Source organism: Caballeronia sp. GAWG1-1 (genome assembly GCF_023631465.1).
GTDB lineage: Bacteria > Pseudomonadota > Gammaproteobacteria > Burkholderiales > Burkholderiaceae > Caballeronia.
Genome location: NZ_JALQDB010000037.1, coordinates 284876 through 303218 on the forward strand (window position 1 = coordinate 284876; position 18343 = coordinate 303218).

Sequence of the window (18343 nt, forward strand, 5' to 3'; positions counted from 1 at the left end):
AGCAGATCAGATTCGTTTGCAGCGCGCGGCGCTGTGCCTACGCTAGCGTGTCCCGCAATTCGAACATGCAAGCCGAGGCTCCGATGTCTTCTGCCGTATCGCTTCAATCTTCTCTTCTTTTCACGCTCAAGCGCGCGACCCTCGCCGCGCTGACTCTCGCAGGCGTCAGCGCAGGAACGGCGCACGCGGATGCCACGCTCGATCGCATCGACTCGCGTCATGAGATCGTCGTGGGCGTGATGATCACAGGCGGTCCATTCGGTTCCATCGATCCAGCCACGCAAAAGCTGCGCGGCTTCAATGTCGATCTGGCGCAGGACATTGCGAAGCGTCTGAACGTGAACGCGCAACTCGTTTCAGTGCAGCCTTCCACGCGCGTGCAGTTCTTGCAGCAGGGCAAGGTGGACATACTCGTCGCCAATATGGAATTCACCGAGCAGCGCGGCGAGATTCTCGATCATGTCGCGACGCCTTACTATCAAGTGGGCGGCACGGCGATCACGGCGAATACGAGCGGCATCATGCGGTGGGAAGATCTGCGCGGCAAACCGGTTTGCATCTCGCAGGGCAGCAGCTACATCAAACCCGTGGTCGAAAAGTATGGCGCGATTCCGCGCGCGTTTCCCGGCGCGGCCGAGTCCTTGCTCGCACTGAAGGGCGGCAACTGCGTGGCCGCGGTTCACGATGCCGCGCCGCTGCTCTATCCGCTGCAACAGCGCGATCCCGAGTGGCGCGCGTATCGAACCTTGCAGCCCGAACTCGCGCCCGCGCCTTCGGTGATCTGGGTGCGGCAGGGCGAAAAGGACACGGCCGCACGTATCGATAGCTTCGTGCGCGACTGGCATCGCACAGGCTGGCTGATCGATGTTGAAGCGAAGAACGGTCTCACACCGCCATCGTCCGCGCTCGCGCAATGGCACACGACGCAGGTGTCGTCGAAATGACATCGTTCGCGCACGAGTTGATTGCACGCGCGCAGCACGCGGGACTCGACTACCGCTTTCTGCTCGATAGCTACGATCGCGCGTCGTTCGTGAGCGGCATCGGCTTATCGATCGGCATCGTTGCGGCGACGCTGCTCGGCAGCGCAATCGTCGGCGTGGTCTTGCTCATGGCGTTGCGTTCGAGCAGCGCGTTGCTCGAAGGCATTGCGCGCGGCGTGATCGAACTCACGCGCAATACGCCGACCATCGTGCAACTGTACTGCGCGTTTCTCGTGCTCAATACGCTCATCACGCAGCATCTGCAGGCGCATGGCGCGGACAATCCGCTCAAACCATTTCTGTGGGTCGTGATCGTGCTTTCGATCAACAAGGGCGCGTTTCATGCCGAAGCGCTGCGCGCCGGTTTCGATGCCTTGCCGCGCGAAACGCTCGAAGGCGCGGACTCGCTCGGCTTCTCACGCAAGACGCGCTTCTTGCGCGTGGAGTTGCCGCTGGCGTTACGCGCGGCGCTGCCCGCGCTCGTCAACAATGCGGTGGAACTGGTCAAGGCATCGGCGATTGCATCGGCTATCGCGGTCGGAGACATCACGTATCAATCGATCATGATCTGGACGCAGCGCGACAACGTACTCGGGTTGATGCTGCTGATACTCGCGTTCTTCTACGCGCTCACGGCGCTCGTCAATGTGTCGGGCCGCTGGATAGAGCGGCGGCTTGCGGTGCCCGGTTATGGTCAGCGATAGACCCGGCGCCTATGCGGGCGCGACCATCGCCGTGGCCGCGCTCGTGCTATGGCTCATGGCGCCGCGCGATATTCCCGGCGCGCAACTGCTTGCCGATTTCGTTCGATGGCTCCCCGCGTTGCTGCACGGCTTCGCAATCAATGTCGCGGTGAGCATCGGCGCGTTGACATTCGGCACGGTGCTGGGTGTGTTCGTCGGTTCGCTCTCGCTGGCTCGCGGTATCGTCGGGCGGGCGGCGCGGCTTTGGGTGCAGGCGTTTCGCAATGCGCCGTGGCTCGTGCTGATTTTTTTCACGACCTATGTGTTTCCGTTCGAGTTCGATCTCGGCGGACATATCGTGCCGTTTCCCGACTGGCTCAAGGTGGTTGCGGCGCTCGCGCTGCCGGCGAGCGCGAATATTGCCGAGGTATTTCGCGGCGCGGTGCAGTCGATTCCCTCCACGCAATGGGATGCCGCCGGTTCGCTCGCCATGTCGCGCCGGCAGATTCTCTTGCTGATCGTGCTGCCGCAATGCATGCGCCGCATGCTGCCGCCGTGGATGAACGTCTACGCGATCATCACGATGGGCACGGCGCTGTCATCGCTCGTCGGCATTCACGACGTGCTCGATACCGCGCAGATCGCCAGCACGACGGTCGCGCATTCGAGCTTCACCGTGCTCATGTACATGAGCGCGCTCGCGTTGTTCTTCGTTTATTGCTATCCGGTGACGCTCGCGACCCGCGCGGTCGAGCGGCGCTTGCGTTCGCGCTAGGCTTATCTTCCGTCAGGCGCGGCGTTGTCCGCGCTCCGCGCTCGCGGAGACATCTCCTTACCCGTTCCGTTAATCGAATTGCGCGAGCCAAAGGCAGTCGTTATACTGCCTCGGCGGTATAGTGGCCTGACCACTGCAATTGGCCTGACCGCGACAGACAAAGGTAATGGCAACTCCTGGCAAGCATCGCACCGGCATTCGCGCCCGTGCGCTTACGAAAGGCGTGTGATCATGATGTCGTCTCAAAGCCTCGGCCTCGCCCCGCGCAACGCCCGCAATTTTCTCGAACAGTCGTGCCATTTTTTATCTCTCGACACAGGGGGAGGGCCGAACGCGCCCTGATCGTCCATACGCATTCGGCCTGACAAAACGCTAATTCAATCAACGATAGCAGGCGACATGAAAGGAGACACAAGGATGTTCCGCAATGGAAAGACGGCCGCGCTCGCGCTGGCCTCATGCCTCATCGCAACCGGTGCGCACGCGCAAGTCGCAACCGGCGATACCTCGCAGAAGAAGATCGCGTTGTCCAACAGCTTCGGCGGCAACGCCTGGCGGCAGTCGATGCTGAAGAGCTGGAACGCCGTGTCGGAGCAGGCGGTCAAGGACAAGAAGGTCGCCGCCGCGCCCGCCTTCACCACGGCGGAGAATCAGGTCACGGAGCAGGCGCAACAGGTGCAGAACCTCATCCTGCAAGGCTATAACGCCATCGTGATCGATGCCGTCTCGCCCACCGCGCTCAACGGCACCATCAAGAAGGCATGCGCGGCCGGCGTGGTCGTGGTGTCGTTCGACGGCATCGTCGATGAACCCTGCGCGTATCGCGTCAACTTCGACTTCAAGGGCTGGGCGGAACAGGGCGTCGATTTTCTGGCGCAGCGTCTCAACGGCAAGGGCAATATCCTCGAAGTGCGTGGCGTGGCCGGCATCTCGGTCGACAACCTCATGCATGAAGGCGTGCTCGAAGGCATGAAGAAGCATCCGGGCATGAAGCTCGTCGGCTCCGTGTATGGCGACTGGACGCAATCGGTGGCGCAAAAGGCCGTGGCGGGTATCTTGCCGACGCTGCCGCAAGTGGATGGCGTCGCGACCGAAGGCGAAATGTCCTTCGGTATCGCGCAGGCGTTCAAGGCAGCCAATCGCCCGACGCCGCCGATGATTATCGGCAGCACGTATCCCGAACTCAACTGGTGGAATGAGCAGACGAAAACCGGCTATCAGTCGCGTTCGTTGTCGAATCCGCCGGGCGCGGTGAGCTTTGCTTTCTGGGTCGCGCAGCAAGTGCTGGCAGGCAAGAAGATCCCGAAGGAAGTGACCATCAACGTGCCGCTGCTTGAAATCTCGCAACAGGAATTGCCCGCGAAGCTCGCGGCGACGCCACCGGGCGGCATCAGCGATGTCACCTACACGTTGCCGCAAACCGTCGCGCTGCTCGACAAGAAGTGATCTCCATGGCGGCGCATGCCTGCAAGGGCCGCGCCGCTTTCTCCACACATGGAGCACGTGGATGAGTGCAACTTTTGATACCGGTAACAGCGGCGGCACCGGTCATGCCGGCAAGCGCGCCGCGCTGATTCGCTTCGAAGGCATCGGCAAGACGTTCGGCCGCGTGCGCGCGCTGGCCGATGTCGATTTCACCTTCCTGCAAGGCGAGTGCGTGGGTATCGCCGGGCATAACGGCGCAGGCAAGTCCACACTGATGGCCGTGCTCGCGGGCGTGTACGAACCGACGCAGGGCACCATCGAAGTGGACGGCAAGCATGCCGAAGGCTACGACGCCAACTCCGCACGCGATGCAGGCGTGCGCTGCGTGTTCCAGGAACTGTCGCTATGCGCGAACCTGACGGTTGCCGAGAACATGTGCGTCGTGCACCCGCAATTGCATGGACGCGGCTGGCGGCGTCGCGCCACGGCGTTGATGCGCGAGAAGCTCGAAGAGATTTTTCCCGGCAATGGATTGAAGGGCAATGAGCTCGTTTCCGATCTCACCCTCACTCAGCAACAGATGGTGGAAATCGCGCGCGGCTTCACGGTGACGGATGCGCCCGTGCGCCTCGTGATTCTCGACGAACCGACGTCTTCGCTCGATGCTCACACCGCCGACCAGTTGCTTGCGTTCGTGCGCAAGGCGGCGCAAAGCGGCATTACGTGTCTGCTCATTACGCATATGTTGGGCGAAATAGAGCGCGTGGCGGACCGCGTGATGGTCATGCGCGATGGCGGTATCGTGAGCGTGCTGGGCCGTGACGATGCGAAGCGCGAATCGATCATCCAGGCGATGGGGCAGCATCTCGAAGCCGACAAGACGCCGGGCACGGTGCGCGAACAGAACGCGCGCAATGACGAGCGGCATTTTCGCTGGACGCTGGGTGCCAAACGCGAGACATCCGTCGATGCCGCGCGTGGCGAAGTCGTCGGCTTTGCGGGACTTGCAGGACAAGGGCAGACCGAAGCGTTGCTCGCCATCTACGAAGCCGCGACGAATAATGCGAGAGTCGCTTTCGTGGCGGGCGATCGCGCTCGCGACGGCGTGTTCCCGGTGTGGTCGATTGCGCAGAATTTGGACTTGCGCTGGCTTGCGGGCGGCATGAAACGCGCGCGCGGTCTGGTCGATCTCGCGGCGGCCCGTGAAGTGGTCGAAGCATGGCGCGCGAAGATCGGCATACGCGGTGCGTCGATGAACGCGGGCATTTTGTCGCTCTCGGGCGGCAATCAGCAGAAGGTGCTGTTTGCCCGCGCGCTTGCATCGAATGCGGAACTCATCCTGATGGACGATCCCACACGCGGCGTCGATGTCGGCACGAAGCGCGACATCTATCAGCTCGTGCATGCGGAAGCCGCGAAAGGCCGCACGTTCATCTGGTACACGACCGAAAACGAGGAACTGTCGCACTGCGACCGCACTTACGTGTTCCGTTCGAGTCACGTCACGCGTGTGCTGCATGCGGACGAATGCACGGAAGAAGCGCTGCTCGCGGCGAGTTTCGAGGAGCAAGCAGCATGACGCCCGCCAGTAGTAACACCCGCGCCAACGCATCGAATACGCAAGCACGTTTGCGCGCCTTGCTTCCCGCCATCTCGCTCGTCGCCGTGTTGGTGCCGATTCTCGTCATGCAGCCCACGGTGATGAGTTACTTCGGTTCCAGCCTGCTGCTGAATCTCGCCGTGCCGATCGTGCTCGCCACGCTTGCGCAGCTTGCGATCATCACCGTGAACGACCTCGACCTTTCCATCGGACCATTCGTGAGTCTCGTCGCGTGCATCGGCGCGACGCTGCTCGTGAAGACGCCGTGGCTCGGCGCGTTGACGCTCGTCGGTTGCGTGCTCGCATATGCGGCTGTCGGCGCGCTCATCGAGTTGCGCCAGATACCGTCTATCGTCGTCACGCTCGGGCTTTCGTTCGTGTGGAGCGGCCTTGCAATCGTGCTCTTGCCGTCGCCTGGCGGCACGAGTCCCACGTGGCTCGGCAACGCAATGAATTATCAGACGCCCTTCATCGCCGCGCCTATCGTGTGGTCGGTGCTGATCGCGATCATCGGTCACTTGCTGCTCATGCGCTCGTCGGCGGGCGTGCGCATTCGCGGTGCGGGCGGCAATCCGCGCGCAATGCGCCGCTTCGGCTGGTCGCTCGTGCGCAGCAAGGCGACGCTGTATGGCATAGCGGGCGTGTTCGGCGTCCTGTCGGGTCTGTCGCTGCTCGGTCTCACCACTTCCGCCGATGCCAACCTTGCACTGCGTTACACGCTGCTTTCCATCGCGGCCGTGATCCTCGGCGGCGGCGAATTCGTCGGTGGACGCGTGTCGGTGATCGGCGCGGTGCTGGGTGCGATCACGCTGACGCTCGCGGCATCGTTCCTCGCGTTCCTCAACATTTCGTCGGACTGGCAGGTCGGCATGCAAGGCGCGATTCTCATCGTCGTGCTTTCGTTGCGCGTGCTGCTGCAACGTGGAGAGCGCCGATGAACACACTCGCGGACAAGAATGGAAGCACCTGGACGCGCCTCAAGAGCATTCAGGCGCCCTGGGCCTGGTCGTTCGTCGGCGCGGTGCTGGTGTGGTTCGCCATCGTCGTGATCTTCGGCTTCGGCATTGCGAGCAATGTCGCGCAGACCGCGCTCACTTATGGCGTCTTCATGGTGCTCGTCGGGCTCGGGCAGATGCTCGTCATCACGTCGGGCGTGGGCAATATCGACTTGTCGGTGCCATCGACGATAGCGCTTGCGGGCGTCGTCGGCATGCACGTGATGGGCGGCACGAACGGCGGCATTGCACTCGGCATTGCGGCGGTGCTGGGCGTGGGGATCGTGATCGGCCTCGTGAATTACGCATTGATTCGCTTGCTGCGCATTCCGCCGATCATCGCCACGCTGTCGTCGAGCTTCATCATTCAGTCGGTCGCCATCACGCAAGGACGGCAACTGCCGCCGCCGCCTCCCGCGCTCGGAGCCTTTGCGACGGGACGCTTCCTCAACGTGCCGTATATCGCGCTCGTGGCGCTGGTTCTATCCCTCGTGCTGGGCGTGCTCTTGCATCGCGCGGTGTATGGGCGCCAGCTTTCCGCTATCGGTCAGAACTCGCGCGCGGCATGGCTTGCGGGCGTGAACGTGCATCGCACGCGCTGCATCGCGTACGTGCTTTCTTCGATGATCGCCGCGCTCACGGCCTTGCTGCTCGCTTCGGTATCGGGCGGCGCATCGCTCGACATGGGCGTGGAGTACATGCTCATATCGATTGCGGTGGTCGTGATCGGCGGCACGCTCGTGACAGGCGGCAAGCCGACCATCACGGGCGTGTGGGGCGCGTCCATGTTCCTCTTTCTCACGAATGCCGTGCTCAACGCGGTAGGTGCGGATGCGGGCGTGCGCTCCATCGTGTATGGCGTGCTCATCATCGCGGTGACGGTGGCCGCGGGCGGCAAGGTGGTGCGCTGAAACGGATTCAAAAAAGGAGGAGACACATGAAGTCAGGAGAGTTCGAGATTCACGACGCGCGTTTCAAGTGGCTGATGCAGGGCAATGCGCCACTGCAGAAGATCACGGGCGATTGTCTGTGGGCCGAGGGTCCGGTGTATTTTCCGGCGGCGGACATGCTCATCTGGAGCGACATTCCCAACAACCGCATGTTGCGCTGGGCGCCGGGCATGGGCGTGGGCGTGTTTCGCGCGCCGTCGAATTACAGCAACGGCAATACGCGCGACCGCGAAGGGCAGCTCGTGAGTTGCGAGCATGGCGCGCGCCGAGTGACACGCACGGAGCACGATGGCAGCATCGTCGTGATTGCATCGGAATACGAAGGCAAGCGGCTCAATTCGCCGAACGACGTGGTGGTCGATTCACACGGCGCGATCTGGTTCACGGACCCCGATTACGGGATCATGAGCGATTACGAAGGGCATCGTGCGCCAAGCGAGATCGGCCGATGCAACGTGTATTGCGTCTCCCCCGACGACACGCACGTGCGCCTGGTTTGCGATGACTTCGTCAAGCCGAACGGTCTTGCGTTCTCGCCGGACGAGTCATTGCTGTATATCGCCGATTCGGCGGCATCGCACGACGACACCGCACCGCGTCATATCCGCGTGTTCGACGTCGCGAAGGACGGCGCGCTGCGCAATAGCCGCGTGTTCGTGGACATGCCAAGCGGCGTGCCGGATGGCTTGCGTCTGGACGAACATGGCAATGTCTGGACGAGCGCGGAAGACGGCGTGCACTGTTATGCGCCGGACGGCACGTTGCTCGGCAAGATACTCATTCCCGAAGTGGTGGCGAACTTGACCTTCGGCGGGTTGAATCGCGATCGCTTGTTCATCGCGGCGACTTCTTCACTCTATTCCGTGGCCGTGAGCGTGCGCGGCGTCGGACGATAAAGACACATCTACAAGGAGACAGCAACGTGAAAACAGTATTGTCGTTTCTTGCCGGCGCCTGCTTCGTGGCGTTGTCGGCAAGCGCATCGGCGCAAGTCGCGACGGGCGATACTTCATCGCTCAAGATCGCGCTTTCGAACAACTACGCGGGCAATAGCTGGCGTCAGCAGATGTTGAAGAGCTGGGCGAACGTGGCGGACCCGGCTGTAAAGCAAAAGGTCGTCGCGGCCGCACCCACCTTTACGACCGCCGAGAGTCAGGCGACCGAACAGGTCCAGCAGATTCAGAATCTCATTTTGCAGGGCTTCAAGGCCATTGCCGTCGATGCCGTCTCGCCCTCCGCGCTCAATGGCGTCATCAAGCAGGCGTGCGGCGCGGGCGTGACGGTCGTGTCGTTCGACGGCATCGCGACCGAACCGTGCGCGTATCGCATCGCCGTGGATTTTCAGGGCATGGGGCGCATGCAGGTGGATTATCTGGCGAAGCGTCTGAACGGCAAGGGCAACTTGCTGGAAATTCGCGGGCTCGCGGGCGTTTCCGTGGATGACGAGATTCATCAGGGTATCGTCGATCAGCTCAAGAAGTATCCGGGCCTGAAGATCGTCGGTTCGGTGCATGGCGACTGGACGCAAACCGTGGCGCAGAAGCAGGTTGCGGGTATCTTGCCGACCCTGCCGCAGATCGATGGCGTGGTCACGCAAGGCGGCGACGGCTTCGGTACGGCGCAGGCCATCAAGGCAGCGGGCCGGCCGACGCCTATCATCATCCTCGGCAACCGGCAGGAAGAACTGGCGTGGTGGGCGGAGCAGAAGAAGACCGGCTACGAGACCATGTCGGTGACCATTCCGCCGGGGGCTTCGTCGTTTGCGTTCTGGGTCACGCAGCAGGTGCTGGCCGGGAAGAAGATTCCGCACGATATCCGCATGCCGGTGCTCGAAGTGAAGCCTGAAGAACTGGACGCGGTGTTGGCCAAGACGCCAACGGGCGCGCTGGCTAACAAGGAATACACGCGGGATGAGGTTGTCGCGGTGATCGACGGAAAGAAGTAGATGTTTGCGAAGTAGCGTGTCGAAGGGCGGCCGATGAATGGCCGCCCTTCGACTTTCATGACGCGCCTGATCAGCCCTTCTGAATCAACCGCCCAAGCGGCGCGAGCGGACCCACCGGAATCAGGTCGAAAGTCATGAAACCGCCTTCGGTCAGCGGCAGCGCGCCGACTTCCGCTCGGGCCGCGTCGACCGATTCGACGTCCATCAGAAACATCACGCCCGGACGGTCCTGACGGAACCAGAATTGCTCGATCTTGCCATCGAGATAAAGCTGCAGGGTATGTGGAACCTCCTTCGGCATGATCCGTTGCTGCTGCTCCGGTGTGGGCGGATTGGTGATCGATCCAACTGCGAATACCTTCATGGGTGAACTCCTTCCTTGACTGCGTTGCGATGTACAACGGAGCTCACTGTAGTCTTAGGGCGCAAAAACCGGTATCGTCGCAAATGCCAACTTTGAGGGCATTTACGCCATGCGAATTTCAATCGTCGCTTTGGAAGGCCTGTTCGATACCGGGCTCACGGTCCTGCTCGATGCGTTCACGCTCGCCAACAAGTTCTCCGCTCAGGCCACGGGCGGTGCGCCTCGGTTCGATGTTTCGCTGGTCGGCGTGCGCAAGAAGGTCCGCTCGGCGCAGGGATTCGGCATTCCGGTTCGGCCGGTTGCAGCCGACCTGAAGCCCGACTGGGTGATCGTGCCGGCATTGAGCACCGGCACACCCGAGTTGCTCGTTCCCGCGCTCGAACGGCCGGATGTGAGAAAGGCCAGAGCGCAACTGCTGCAATGGCACGACGAGGGCGCGCTTATCGCAGCGTCGTGCATCGGCACGTTCCTGCTGGCGGAAACCGGGCTGCTCGATCATCGCGAAGCGACGACGACCTGGTGGCTCGGTCCGTTTTTCCGGCAGCGCTATCCGTATGTGCTGCTCGACGAATCGCGCATGCTCGTGCCGACCGATGTGGGCGTGACGGCCGGCGCGGCACTAGGACATCTCGATCTGGCGTTGTGGCTGATCCGCAAGGCAAGCCCGGAACTCTCGAATCTGGTGTCGCGTTATCTGCTTGCGGACCTTCGCTCCTCCCAAGCGCCTTACATGATCCCCAATCATCTGGCGCAAGCCGATCCGCTCATTCTGCGTTTCGAGCGATGGTCGCGAGAGCACCTCAAGTCAGGCTTCTCGCTTCAGGAGGCCGCCAGCGCGCTCGCGACGAGCACGCGTTCGCTGCAACGCCGGTGTCAGGACGTGCTCGGCAAGTCTCCGCTCGCGTACTTTCAGGATCTGCGGGTGGAACGCGCGCAGGCGCTTTTGCATGGCAGCGGTCTCGACCTCGAAGCTATCGCGGCCGAAGTCGGTTATGTCGATGGCGCAACCCTGCGCACGCTCTTGCGTCAACGCCTGGGACGCGGTGTGCGAGACCTTCGCGCGGACTTGCGCTGAGAGCGGTGCGCCGGGACTTTAAACTTCAACGCATGACGAACACCGTGCGCTGTTTGTTGTCGTTGCCGTCCCAGTGCTCGCTCAACTGCGAGAGCGGCACCGCTTTTGCATCGACACGTAATGCTCCCGATGCAGCCGCGTTCAGTACCGCCTTCAAGCATTCGAGCAAGCGCGGCAGTGCAACGCTGCCGATCCCGCTGCCCATCAACGTGATTGCAGTGGAGCGCAACACGGCGCCCGGCAAGCCGATCTCGGCGCCGCCAATCGAGCCGATCTGCACGAAGCGCAAGACACGGCCATCGTCCAACGCTTTCGCGGCGGCGATCAACAAGGCACGCGCACCAGGACCCCAGAGATAGTCGAGCACGATATCGACGCCTTCCGCGAACTGCGCTTCGAAAGCACGCGACATCGCATCCTCGTTTTCATCAAGGGCGATCGTGACATCGGCGCCGGCTTCGCGCAGCGCGTCGAGCACCGCCGCGTTGCGCCCTAGATTCGAGACCTATCGACATGAGGCCGCTCAACGCGCCCATCAACTTTCCGCGCGCGTGACTGTGCAGGGACATTTCGCGCGGCGCGGCTTGCGTGTGTTCGGCGGCAGCGAGAAAAGGCCCGTCTTGCAAAGTGACGAGGTCGGGGCGAATGAGCGGTGTAGTCATGGCCGGTTTGCCGTATCGATTGGCTTTTATACCGGAGATTGGCCGCGCTCGCATGGCTAGACTGGATGCATCGTCATGGAGGCACTATAAAAGCCGCAATCGTCAATGCAGCAGGACAGCAACCGTTCTACGGCGACTTCGCCGAACCCGTCGCAACGCCAGAACACCACATCGTTCACGTCAATCAGCGCATTCATCGATGTGTTTCGCCGCACCTTCGGCACGACGCCCGGCCGCTATATGGCGATGAAGCGCGTTTAGATGTGTTCCAGCATCCATTCCCGATGCCCGAGCAGTGTCTGCCCCAGCACTTCGAACGCCGCCGCGGGCAACTGCTGAAGCTCTTCCACGACGCTACATACGGGATAGAACTCTTCGACCGCGTCATCGAGTATTCCGATACCGATGAGTTCCACCTTACGCGCGAGCACTTCGCGCACACGCTCGCGCAGATCGCTACGCAAAAGCGCGGGATGACCTTCTCCCGTCGCCGGATAACCGTCCGACAAAACCATCAGTATGCGACGGCGCGCACGTCTCGCGAGCAATCGTTCGGCGGCCCAGGTCAGCGCTTCGCCATCGGGATTTTCGTGGCCGCATGCTATGCGCGCAAGCCCGCTGAGATTGGCCGAATCGAAGCGCTTAAAGACTTGCAAATCGAGTCTTTCGACAAAGCGATTGAAGCCTTCGGGCGGCGTGTGTCCACTAGAGAGCCAGCGCTCGTAATAAGCGCGCATGTCCGCGTCTTCTATCGAGCTATAGCCCAGCACTTCGCACGCGAAGCCGAGATGTTCGAGCGCGTCGCACAGCGCGGTCGCGCATAGCCGTGCAAGTTCGATCTTGCGTCCAGCCATGGAGCCGCTTCGATCGATCAGCAGCGTGACGGCGGCATCGCGGCCGGGACGCGCGCGTGCCGCACGAAACGGCGTGCGATAGCCAGGCGATGTTGCAAGACGCACGAGCGACGGCCGGTCGAGTTCGCCGCGTTCCTGTTCGCGCTGCCAGTGCGTTTGTTCGTCGGCCTTCAATGCACGTTCAAGACGTGCCTTCAACGGCCCTGTTTGTGCGCGCGCCAGCGTGCGCAGCTTGCGCCATGCGGTGGGGTCGCCCATGCCGGTGAGATCGGTCACGCGATCGAATTCCGTGGTGAGGGGAACGGAGCGTGTCGGTCGTTCGATCGGCGATGCATTGCTTTCGGGCGCGATGGCATCGCCTTGAGAATCGGGCGAGGAATCGTCGAGTGGCGCCGCGCTGGAATGCGCGGGCGTCGACTCTTCGCTGCTTGCGTCGTATTCGGGCTCGGATGCCGACTCGTGGTCCACGGTGAACATCATGTTGTTGATGTCGCCCGCCGATAGCGCTGCAATGCGTTCGAGCGCGCGCATTGCAAGACGCACGCTTTGTTCCGTCGATACGCTCGCGCGCCCTTCGCGCAGGATATCTTCCATCACATGAAGCGCCGTGCCCAACGATGGCGTGTCCTCCACGGCCGTCGCTTGCTCGTTCCAGAGCGCGCGTTCGACGCGCCAAGCAAATTGCTCGCGCCAACTGAGCTTCTGCCAGCCGCCAAGCACGAGTTCCTGCCGATGCTCGCGGTACGAACGCAATAACGCTTCGGCACCGGGGTAAGCATCGAGCAGAAGGGCGCACGCGCGTCTGTCGTCGAGTGCGCGAGCGATACCGCGTGCACCTGCTGCCGTCTTGTCGAGTGCGTCTGAATCGCAATGACAATGCCGCGCGACGAGCAAGTCGAGATAGCCCTTAAGCGTGTCGATTTGCGTCGTCGGGTCGAGCGTATCCGGCAGCAAAAGCAGCTTGCCGCGCACGACGGGCCCGTCCGGTGAGAAGCCGATTTCCAGATCGTCACGACGAGCCAGCGTGCGCGCGAGCTTCGCGAGATTGTCGTCATCCATCGGCGTCGATGCGTTCATCTCGCGATGTAATGCTGCACGATATCGCGGATAAACGCGGCGTCCTCGGCGCTGACCTTGGCGTAGATCGTCGGACCCGCGGCGGCTTCCGGGTCGCCGCTTCTCAGCATGAGCGCGGTCCAGTCGAGCAGCCTGCGCGTGGAGAACGCGCTCGACAGATCTTCGCGCGCGAAGGCAGCGCGACAGTCCGCCGCGATGGAGGCAAGCGTCGTCGCCATGGATGCGCTCACGCCTTCGCCGAAGGTACGCACGAGCACCTCGGCTTCATCGGCGGGAGAAAGGTAGTCGAATTGATACACGCGCCAGCGGTCGAGGAACGCCTCGTTCATCACGTTGGCGCCCTGATACAAGTGCCGATATTGACTCATCGCGCCGACTGCATTGGCTGTCGCAAACAATCTAAACGAGGGATGCGGCGTCACGATCTCGTTGCCCTTCTCCTTGAGCAGGAGACGTCCGCCGGGTTCCAGCACGGCGGTGAGGACGGCGAGTATCGCGGGTTCGGCGAAGTCCACTTCGTCGACGATCAGCCAGAGACCTTCGCGCATGGCGGTGGGCAACACGCCGTCGATCCAGATGGTCTCGCCGCCCTTGACGGTCCAGAAGCCGACGAAGTCGCCGACTGTCGTCTGGCCGTTCATGTTCGAGCGCAGCACGCCCTGATTCGTATGCGCGGCGACTTGTTCGATGAGGCTCGTCTTGCCCGTTCCCGTATGCCCGATCAGCAAGAGGCGCCGGTTCTCGACGATGTCCAAGAGGATGTCGCGTGAGCGTGCCGCGAAGAGATAGGCCGGGTTCCGTGCGGGAACGAAGGGTCCGCCCGCACCCGTCGGCATGGGCACGGAGTCGATCACCGTGCTGTCCACCATGCTCACGACGCCCACGCTAGCAACGGCCGCGTGCTTCAAGTCTTGCATGAACGCATGACGATTAGGCGACGACGCCTGATCTTCCCGATGCTTCACGAAGCCTTCACGCCGCCACTTTTGCAGCTTGGCTTCGAGATTGTCGAGGTCGACCACTGTATCGACACGGACTTCGCCCGCATTCAGACGATGCAGGATGCGATACAGATGCGGCCGGTCCGCGTGACTGACGGTCCATTGGCCGGCGTTTGCATCGGCGGGATGAACATAGACGCCGACGTGAGACGCGTCGCGCGTGGAAGATTCGAAAGAGGCGTTCATGAAAGGCGAGGCACGGGCGATGACCTGTGCGAGGGTGCATCAAAAGTCACGCCACGTCCAGCTTACTTCGTCGTGACCGACGACGGCACGAAGACGAAACCTTCCATCAGACGCCGCGCGCTGCGGCTCATGATGGCTTTCGTCACGGTCCAGCTTCCGTCGCGTTGCTCGGCTTTCGCGCCTACTTCGAGACTGCCGGAAGGATGCCCGAAGCGCACCGGTGCGTGCGCATTCGCGACGAGCCGGTTGACGACCGTCCCCGGAATGGCCGCCGCGACGGCGATAGCCACGGCGCCCGTGCCCGTCATCGCGTGATGCAGCTTGCCCATGGAAAAGATGCGCGCGTTGATGTCGAGCGCGCTCGCATCGACATGCTTGCCGCTCGATGCAACGTAGCTCGCGGGCTTCGCGACGAAGGCGAGCTTCGGGGTATGCGGGCGCGATTGCGTGGCTTCGTCGGCTGACGCCGCGAGACCCATGCGCACCGCGGCGTGAGCGCGAATGGCTTCGGCTCGTTGCAGCAAAACGCTGTCGCTGTTCACGTCGCGCTGCAGTTCGCTGCCTTTCAAGCCGAGCGATGCCGCATCCACGAAAATGGCCGGGTTTCCCGCGTTGATCATGGTCATTTCGACCGGGCCGACGCCGGGCACGTCGAGCACGTCGATAGCGTTGCCGGTCGGAAACATGCTCTCGTTTGCATCGCCGGCCGGATCGAGGAATTCGATCTTTATCTCGGCTGCGGGGAAGGTCACGCCGTCGAGTTCGAAGTCGCCTTCTTCGACCACTTCGCCGTCTTTTATCGGCACATGCGCGATGATCTTCGCGCCGATATTCGCCTGCCAGATGCGCACGGTGGCCGTGCCGTTACGCGGGGCATCGACTAGACCCTGCGCGATGGCGAACGGACCGACCGCCGCAGTCAGGTTGCCGCAATTGCCGGACCAGTCGACCACCGGCCGGTCGATGGCGACCTGACCGAAGCGATAGTCCACGTCGCAATCTTCACGCGAGGAAGGACCGATGATCACGACCTTGCTCGTGCTGGAGGTCGCGCCGCCCAGGCCGTCGATATGCTGGCCATAAGAGTCGGGGCTGCCGATCACGCGTAGCAGGACGGCGTCGCGCACGGCAGCGTCGGCGGGTAGCCAGTCGTCGCGGAAGAATACGCCCTTGCTGGTGCCGCCGCGCATGTAGACGGCCTGAAACTTCGACTGAGCCAAGATGATTCTCCGGGTGTGCACGCATTCGATGTCTTCATTAAACATCAAAACGTCCCGACCCGGATAACTTACAAAAGCATCTCAACGCCTGGCATAGTCTTTCGCCGAACACAGCGAGGCTGCCAGCGCGACTTGCGTTTCATCCTCGCCGCGCAGACGCGCGAGCCACTTGCCCGCGTTTGCCGATGCAGTAGCGAACGGCGCGGTCACGCGTTGCAGATAGGCTGTCATCGGCGAGACGATACTGACGTTCTCCATCATGCCGCGATCTTCGTGATCGAGGATATGGCAATGCATGACGAATTCGCCCGTGAAGTCCTGATAGATCGTGCGCATGGAAAGCTGATACCCGGCCTTGATGAAAAGCGTATCGCGCTCCACGCCTTGCAGGTTGCAGTACTCAGTGTCGCCGGTTTGAAGCTCTTCGTCGGTGCAACCCCCCGAGCCATTGAAAATGGAGTTGCCGGCTGCGTTCTTGATGTCGATGATCCTGAACGGATTCGTGTGAATGTGAAACACGTGTGTGGCGAAGGCCGTGGCAGAGACGTTCCATTGATCGATGTTGCCGAGCACGCCGGTGTAAGCAGTGACGCTCGGATCGTAGCTCTTGCCGTTGATGGTGAATGCGGGCGGCTTGATGTCGAACACAGCAGGCACGACGTTGACCACCTTGCCATCGACCGGCACACTGGGCGCGAACGCTCGCAACGTAAGCGATGCGAGATCCGTCTTCGCGGGTTCCGCGAGCGTGGGATTGGCCGCGACCAGTTGATTGCGAATGTATTGCCAGTAGCGCGAGTGATTGCCGACCGTGGTGTTCGGAATGTTGACGCCGGGACCGACACGCGCGAGCGACAACAGACGCCGGTCCTTCGCCTTCGATGAATTGGTTCTGAAGTTGATGGTCGCGGAAGCCGAGGCGGCTTCGTCGAGTATGCAATACACACCCGGCGATGGAAAGGCCACGAGCACGTCGCTGCGGTAGCCGGGGTTCATCGAATTGACGTCCTTTTCGACCATCGCGTTCATGGTGATGCCGTCTTCGGCGAACTCGAGTTGCTTGACGGTTTCACCGCTGCAGAGTTGATCGAGCGTCAGGGTCTGCGACGTCTTGGTGTTGTCCTTCGCGAGCGCCGAGGCTGCCGCGCTCGTCGCCGTGTTGACCTGCGCCGCGCTCAAGGACTGCGAATCCGCCACGCCAACGGCCGAGAGATTTGCACGCACGATCTTCACATTGATGGTGTCGCGATTGCCGCCATGCACCATGCGAAGACGGCGCACTTCGCCTGCGGGTACGAAGGTCGTTGCGCTCGGAAAGACTGGCTGAACCACGCCGTTGATCTGCGTATAACGGCCGGATATTTGCCACGTCGAATTGAACTGCCCCGTGTGACCGGGCCGCGGGTCCTGAACGAAGGAAAGCTGGTTCGTATAGCCGCGAATTTCGCCGATCTTTCCAGATGGGCAGATCCATTCGAAAGTGGTCGGGTCGGCCAATGGCACGGTGGATTGCGCGTCGCTGAAGCAGCCGTATTCGATCTGCTGAAACAGCATGACGTGTTCGCGCATCGGCAAGGGTAACAGCAGGAAGCGGCGATGCAGGATGGTGTCGATATCGGCGCTGCCATCGACGACGCCACGGCGCGCCTGACGTGAACCGCGCACGATCAGCACGCCGGCCATGCCGCTCGCGACATCGATGGCAGTCGAGCCGTGCAGATGCGCGTGATACCAGAACGTGCCGGAGGGATGCGTCGACGGAATGTTGTAGACGTATTGCTGCGACTGCTGAGGCAGCACCGTCAGCAGCACGTTGTCCGACTTGCCGGAAGGCGAGACATGCAGACCGTGCGTATGGATGTTCGTGTGATTGAAGCAATGCGGCGTGGAGTGATCCGGATTGTCCGGGCAGTCGTCCACGGGATCGTTCACCTGCAACCTGTTGTTGAGCTTCAGCCTGAGCGTGGCGCCCGGCTTGATGCTGATGGTCGGCCCGGATGGGCAGCCATTGTACGAACGCATCGACACGGTATCGAAGGCGTTGGTGGAGGGGTTGTAGATGCGGTAGCTGCCCTTTTGCACCGACAGCGTGACCGAGGCCGAATTACCCGATGGATTCAGCCCTTGCAAGCACTGAAGCCGCGCAAGTATCGAAGCAAGCCCGCCCGGCGTTGCGACCGCTGTGTTGTCCGCCGTGGTGTCGGAGTCGTCGCTGAGATCGTCGAACGAACGTGTGGTCAGCGTGCTCGACGTGCTCTGCGCGAAGCTCATAGCGGGCGCGAATGCACAAGCAAGAAGCACGATCGGCAGAGCGCTTTTGAAACGACGAACGAGGGATTTCATGATCCGCTCCTTGCATGGACGAACACGGTTGGCTCGCTGCAAGAGGACATTAGGTGATTGGAAGAATGTCGTATCCCTAATCTTTTTCGATCTGTTCGCTTCACCACACGATGACCCGAGCGAGACGGTAAAAGCCGGTTGGCGTTGAAATCCCTGAGAGGGGAATATGAAAGGAAACCGAAGGGCGATGCCTCGGCGTCATCGC

The 18343-nt window shown here is 61.9% G+C and carries 16 protein-coding genes; 10 read left to right on the forward strand and 6 right to left on the reverse strand.

Annotation, left to right across the window (positions count from 1 at the left end; translation table 11 throughout):
- Positions 1 to 83: 83 nt before the first annotated feature.
- From NCT03_RS26410 to NCT03_RS26450, 9 genes are all read left to right on the forward strand, one after another.
- On the forward strand, positions 84 to 944 hold the full coding sequence (locus NCT03_RS26410) for a transporter substrate-binding domain-containing protein (protein ID WP_250494497.1): 861 nt from the start codon (positions 84 to 86) through the stop codon (positions 942 to 944).
- Positions 914 to 1687, forward strand: coding sequence for an ABC transporter permease subunit (locus tag NCT03_RS26415; protein WP_502800422.1), 774 nt, complete (start codon positions 914 to 916; stop codon positions 1685 to 1687). The genes NCT03_RS26410 and NCT03_RS26415 overlap by 31 nt, the downstream gene beginning before the upstream one ends.
- Complete coding sequence (locus NCT03_RS26420) at positions 1674 to 2441, forward strand: amino acid ABC transporter permease (protein ID WP_250469230.1); 768 nt, start codon at positions 1674 to 1676, stop codon at positions 2439 to 2441. The genes NCT03_RS26415 and NCT03_RS26420 overlap by 14 nt, the downstream gene beginning before the upstream one ends.
- A gap of 417 nt (positions 2442 to 2858) precedes the next feature.
- On the forward strand, positions 2859 to 3887 hold the full coding sequence (locus tag NCT03_RS26425; protein WP_244830909.1) for an ABC transporter substrate-binding protein: 1029 nt from the start codon (positions 2859 to 2861) through the stop codon (positions 3885 to 3887).
- A 61-nt stretch (positions 3888 to 3948) separates the two neighbouring features.
- Positions 3949 to 5445: a sugar ABC transporter ATP-binding protein gene (locus tag NCT03_RS26430; protein WP_250494498.1), complete on the forward strand. Its 1497-nt coding sequence runs from the start codon at positions 3949 to 3951 to the stop codon at positions 5443 to 5445.
- Positions 5442 to 6404 (forward strand): ABC transporter permease, encoded by a 963-nt coding sequence (locus NCT03_RS26435; RefSeq protein ID WP_250469233.1) that lies wholly within the window; start codon positions 5442 to 5444, stop codon positions 6402 to 6404. Before NCT03_RS26430 ends, NCT03_RS26435 begins: the two co-directional genes overlap by 4 nt.
- Positions 6401 to 7372, forward strand: a complete 972-nt coding sequence (locus NCT03_RS26440; RefSeq protein WP_250469234.1) for an ABC transporter permease — start codon at positions 6401 to 6403, stop codon at positions 7370 to 7372. The genes NCT03_RS26435 and NCT03_RS26440 overlap by 4 nt, the downstream gene beginning before the upstream one ends.
- Positions 7373 to 7398: 26 nt before the next feature.
- Complete coding sequence (locus tag NCT03_RS26445; protein WP_250494499.1) at positions 7399 to 8307, forward strand: SMP-30/gluconolactonase/LRE family protein; 909 nt, start codon at positions 7399 to 7401, stop codon at positions 8305 to 8307.
- Positions 8308 to 8333: 26 nt separating this feature from the next.
- Positions 8334 to 9356: an ABC transporter substrate-binding protein gene (locus NCT03_RS26450; RefSeq protein WP_244830904.1), complete on the forward strand. Its 1023-nt coding sequence runs from the start codon at positions 8334 to 8336 to the stop codon at positions 9354 to 9356.
- Between the two features lie 70 nt (positions 9357 to 9426).
- Here NCT03_RS26450 and NCT03_RS26455 read toward each other — a convergent pair whose 3' ends face one another.
- A complete protein-coding gene (locus NCT03_RS26455; protein WP_250469237.1) occupies positions 9427 to 9720 on the reverse strand; it encodes a hypothetical protein in 294 nt (97 codons plus the stop codon).
- A gap of 109 nt (positions 9721 to 9829) precedes the next feature.
- Here NCT03_RS26455 and NCT03_RS26460 point away from each other — a divergent pair, with 109 nt between their 5' ends.
- Positions 9830 to 10795 carry a GlxA family transcriptional regulator gene (locus NCT03_RS26460; protein ID WP_250494500.1) on the forward strand — a complete coding sequence of 322 codons (966 nt, stop codon included), beginning with the start codon at positions 9830 to 9832 and terminating at the stop codon, positions 10793 to 10795.
- Positions 10796 to 10820: 25 nt separating this feature from the next.
- On the opposite strand, the gene NCT03_RS26465 is transcribed toward NCT03_RS26460, so the two are convergent.
- The 5 genes from NCT03_RS26465 to NCT03_RS26485 all read right to left on the reverse strand — a co-directional run bounded on the left by NCT03_RS26465 (position 10821) and on the right by NCT03_RS26485 (position 18138).
- The gene (locus NCT03_RS26465) at positions 10821 to 11207 is read right to left on the reverse strand and encodes a hypothetical protein (protein WP_250494501.1); all 387 of its coding nucleotides are present in this window, start codon (positions 11205 to 11207) and stop codon (positions 10821 to 10823) included.
- 507 nt (positions 11208 to 11714) lie between these two features.
- Positions 11715 to 13388 carry a cobaltochelatase CobT-related protein gene (locus tag NCT03_RS26470; RefSeq protein ID WP_250494502.1) on the reverse strand — a complete coding sequence of 558 codons (1674 nt, stop codon included), beginning with the start codon at positions 13386 to 13388 and terminating at the stop codon, positions 11715 to 11717.
- Positions 13385 to 14575, reverse strand: a complete 1191-nt coding sequence (locus tag NCT03_RS26475; protein WP_250494503.1) for an AAA family ATPase — start codon at positions 14573 to 14575, stop codon at positions 13385 to 13387. The genes NCT03_RS26470 and NCT03_RS26475 overlap by 4 nt, the downstream gene beginning before the upstream one ends.
- A 62-nt stretch (positions 14576 to 14637) precedes the next feature.
- Entirely contained in the window at positions 14638 to 15840 is a 1203-nt protein-coding gene (gene prpF, locus NCT03_RS26480) for a 2-methylaconitate cis-trans isomerase PrpF (RefSeq protein ID WP_502800423.1), read from the reverse strand.
- A 36-nt stretch (positions 15841 to 15876) separates the two neighbouring features.
- Entirely contained in the window at positions 15877 to 18138 is a 2262-nt protein-coding gene (locus NCT03_RS26485; protein WP_250494505.1) for a multicopper oxidase family protein, read from the reverse strand.
- Between the last annotated feature and the right edge of the window lie 205 nt (positions 18139 to 18343).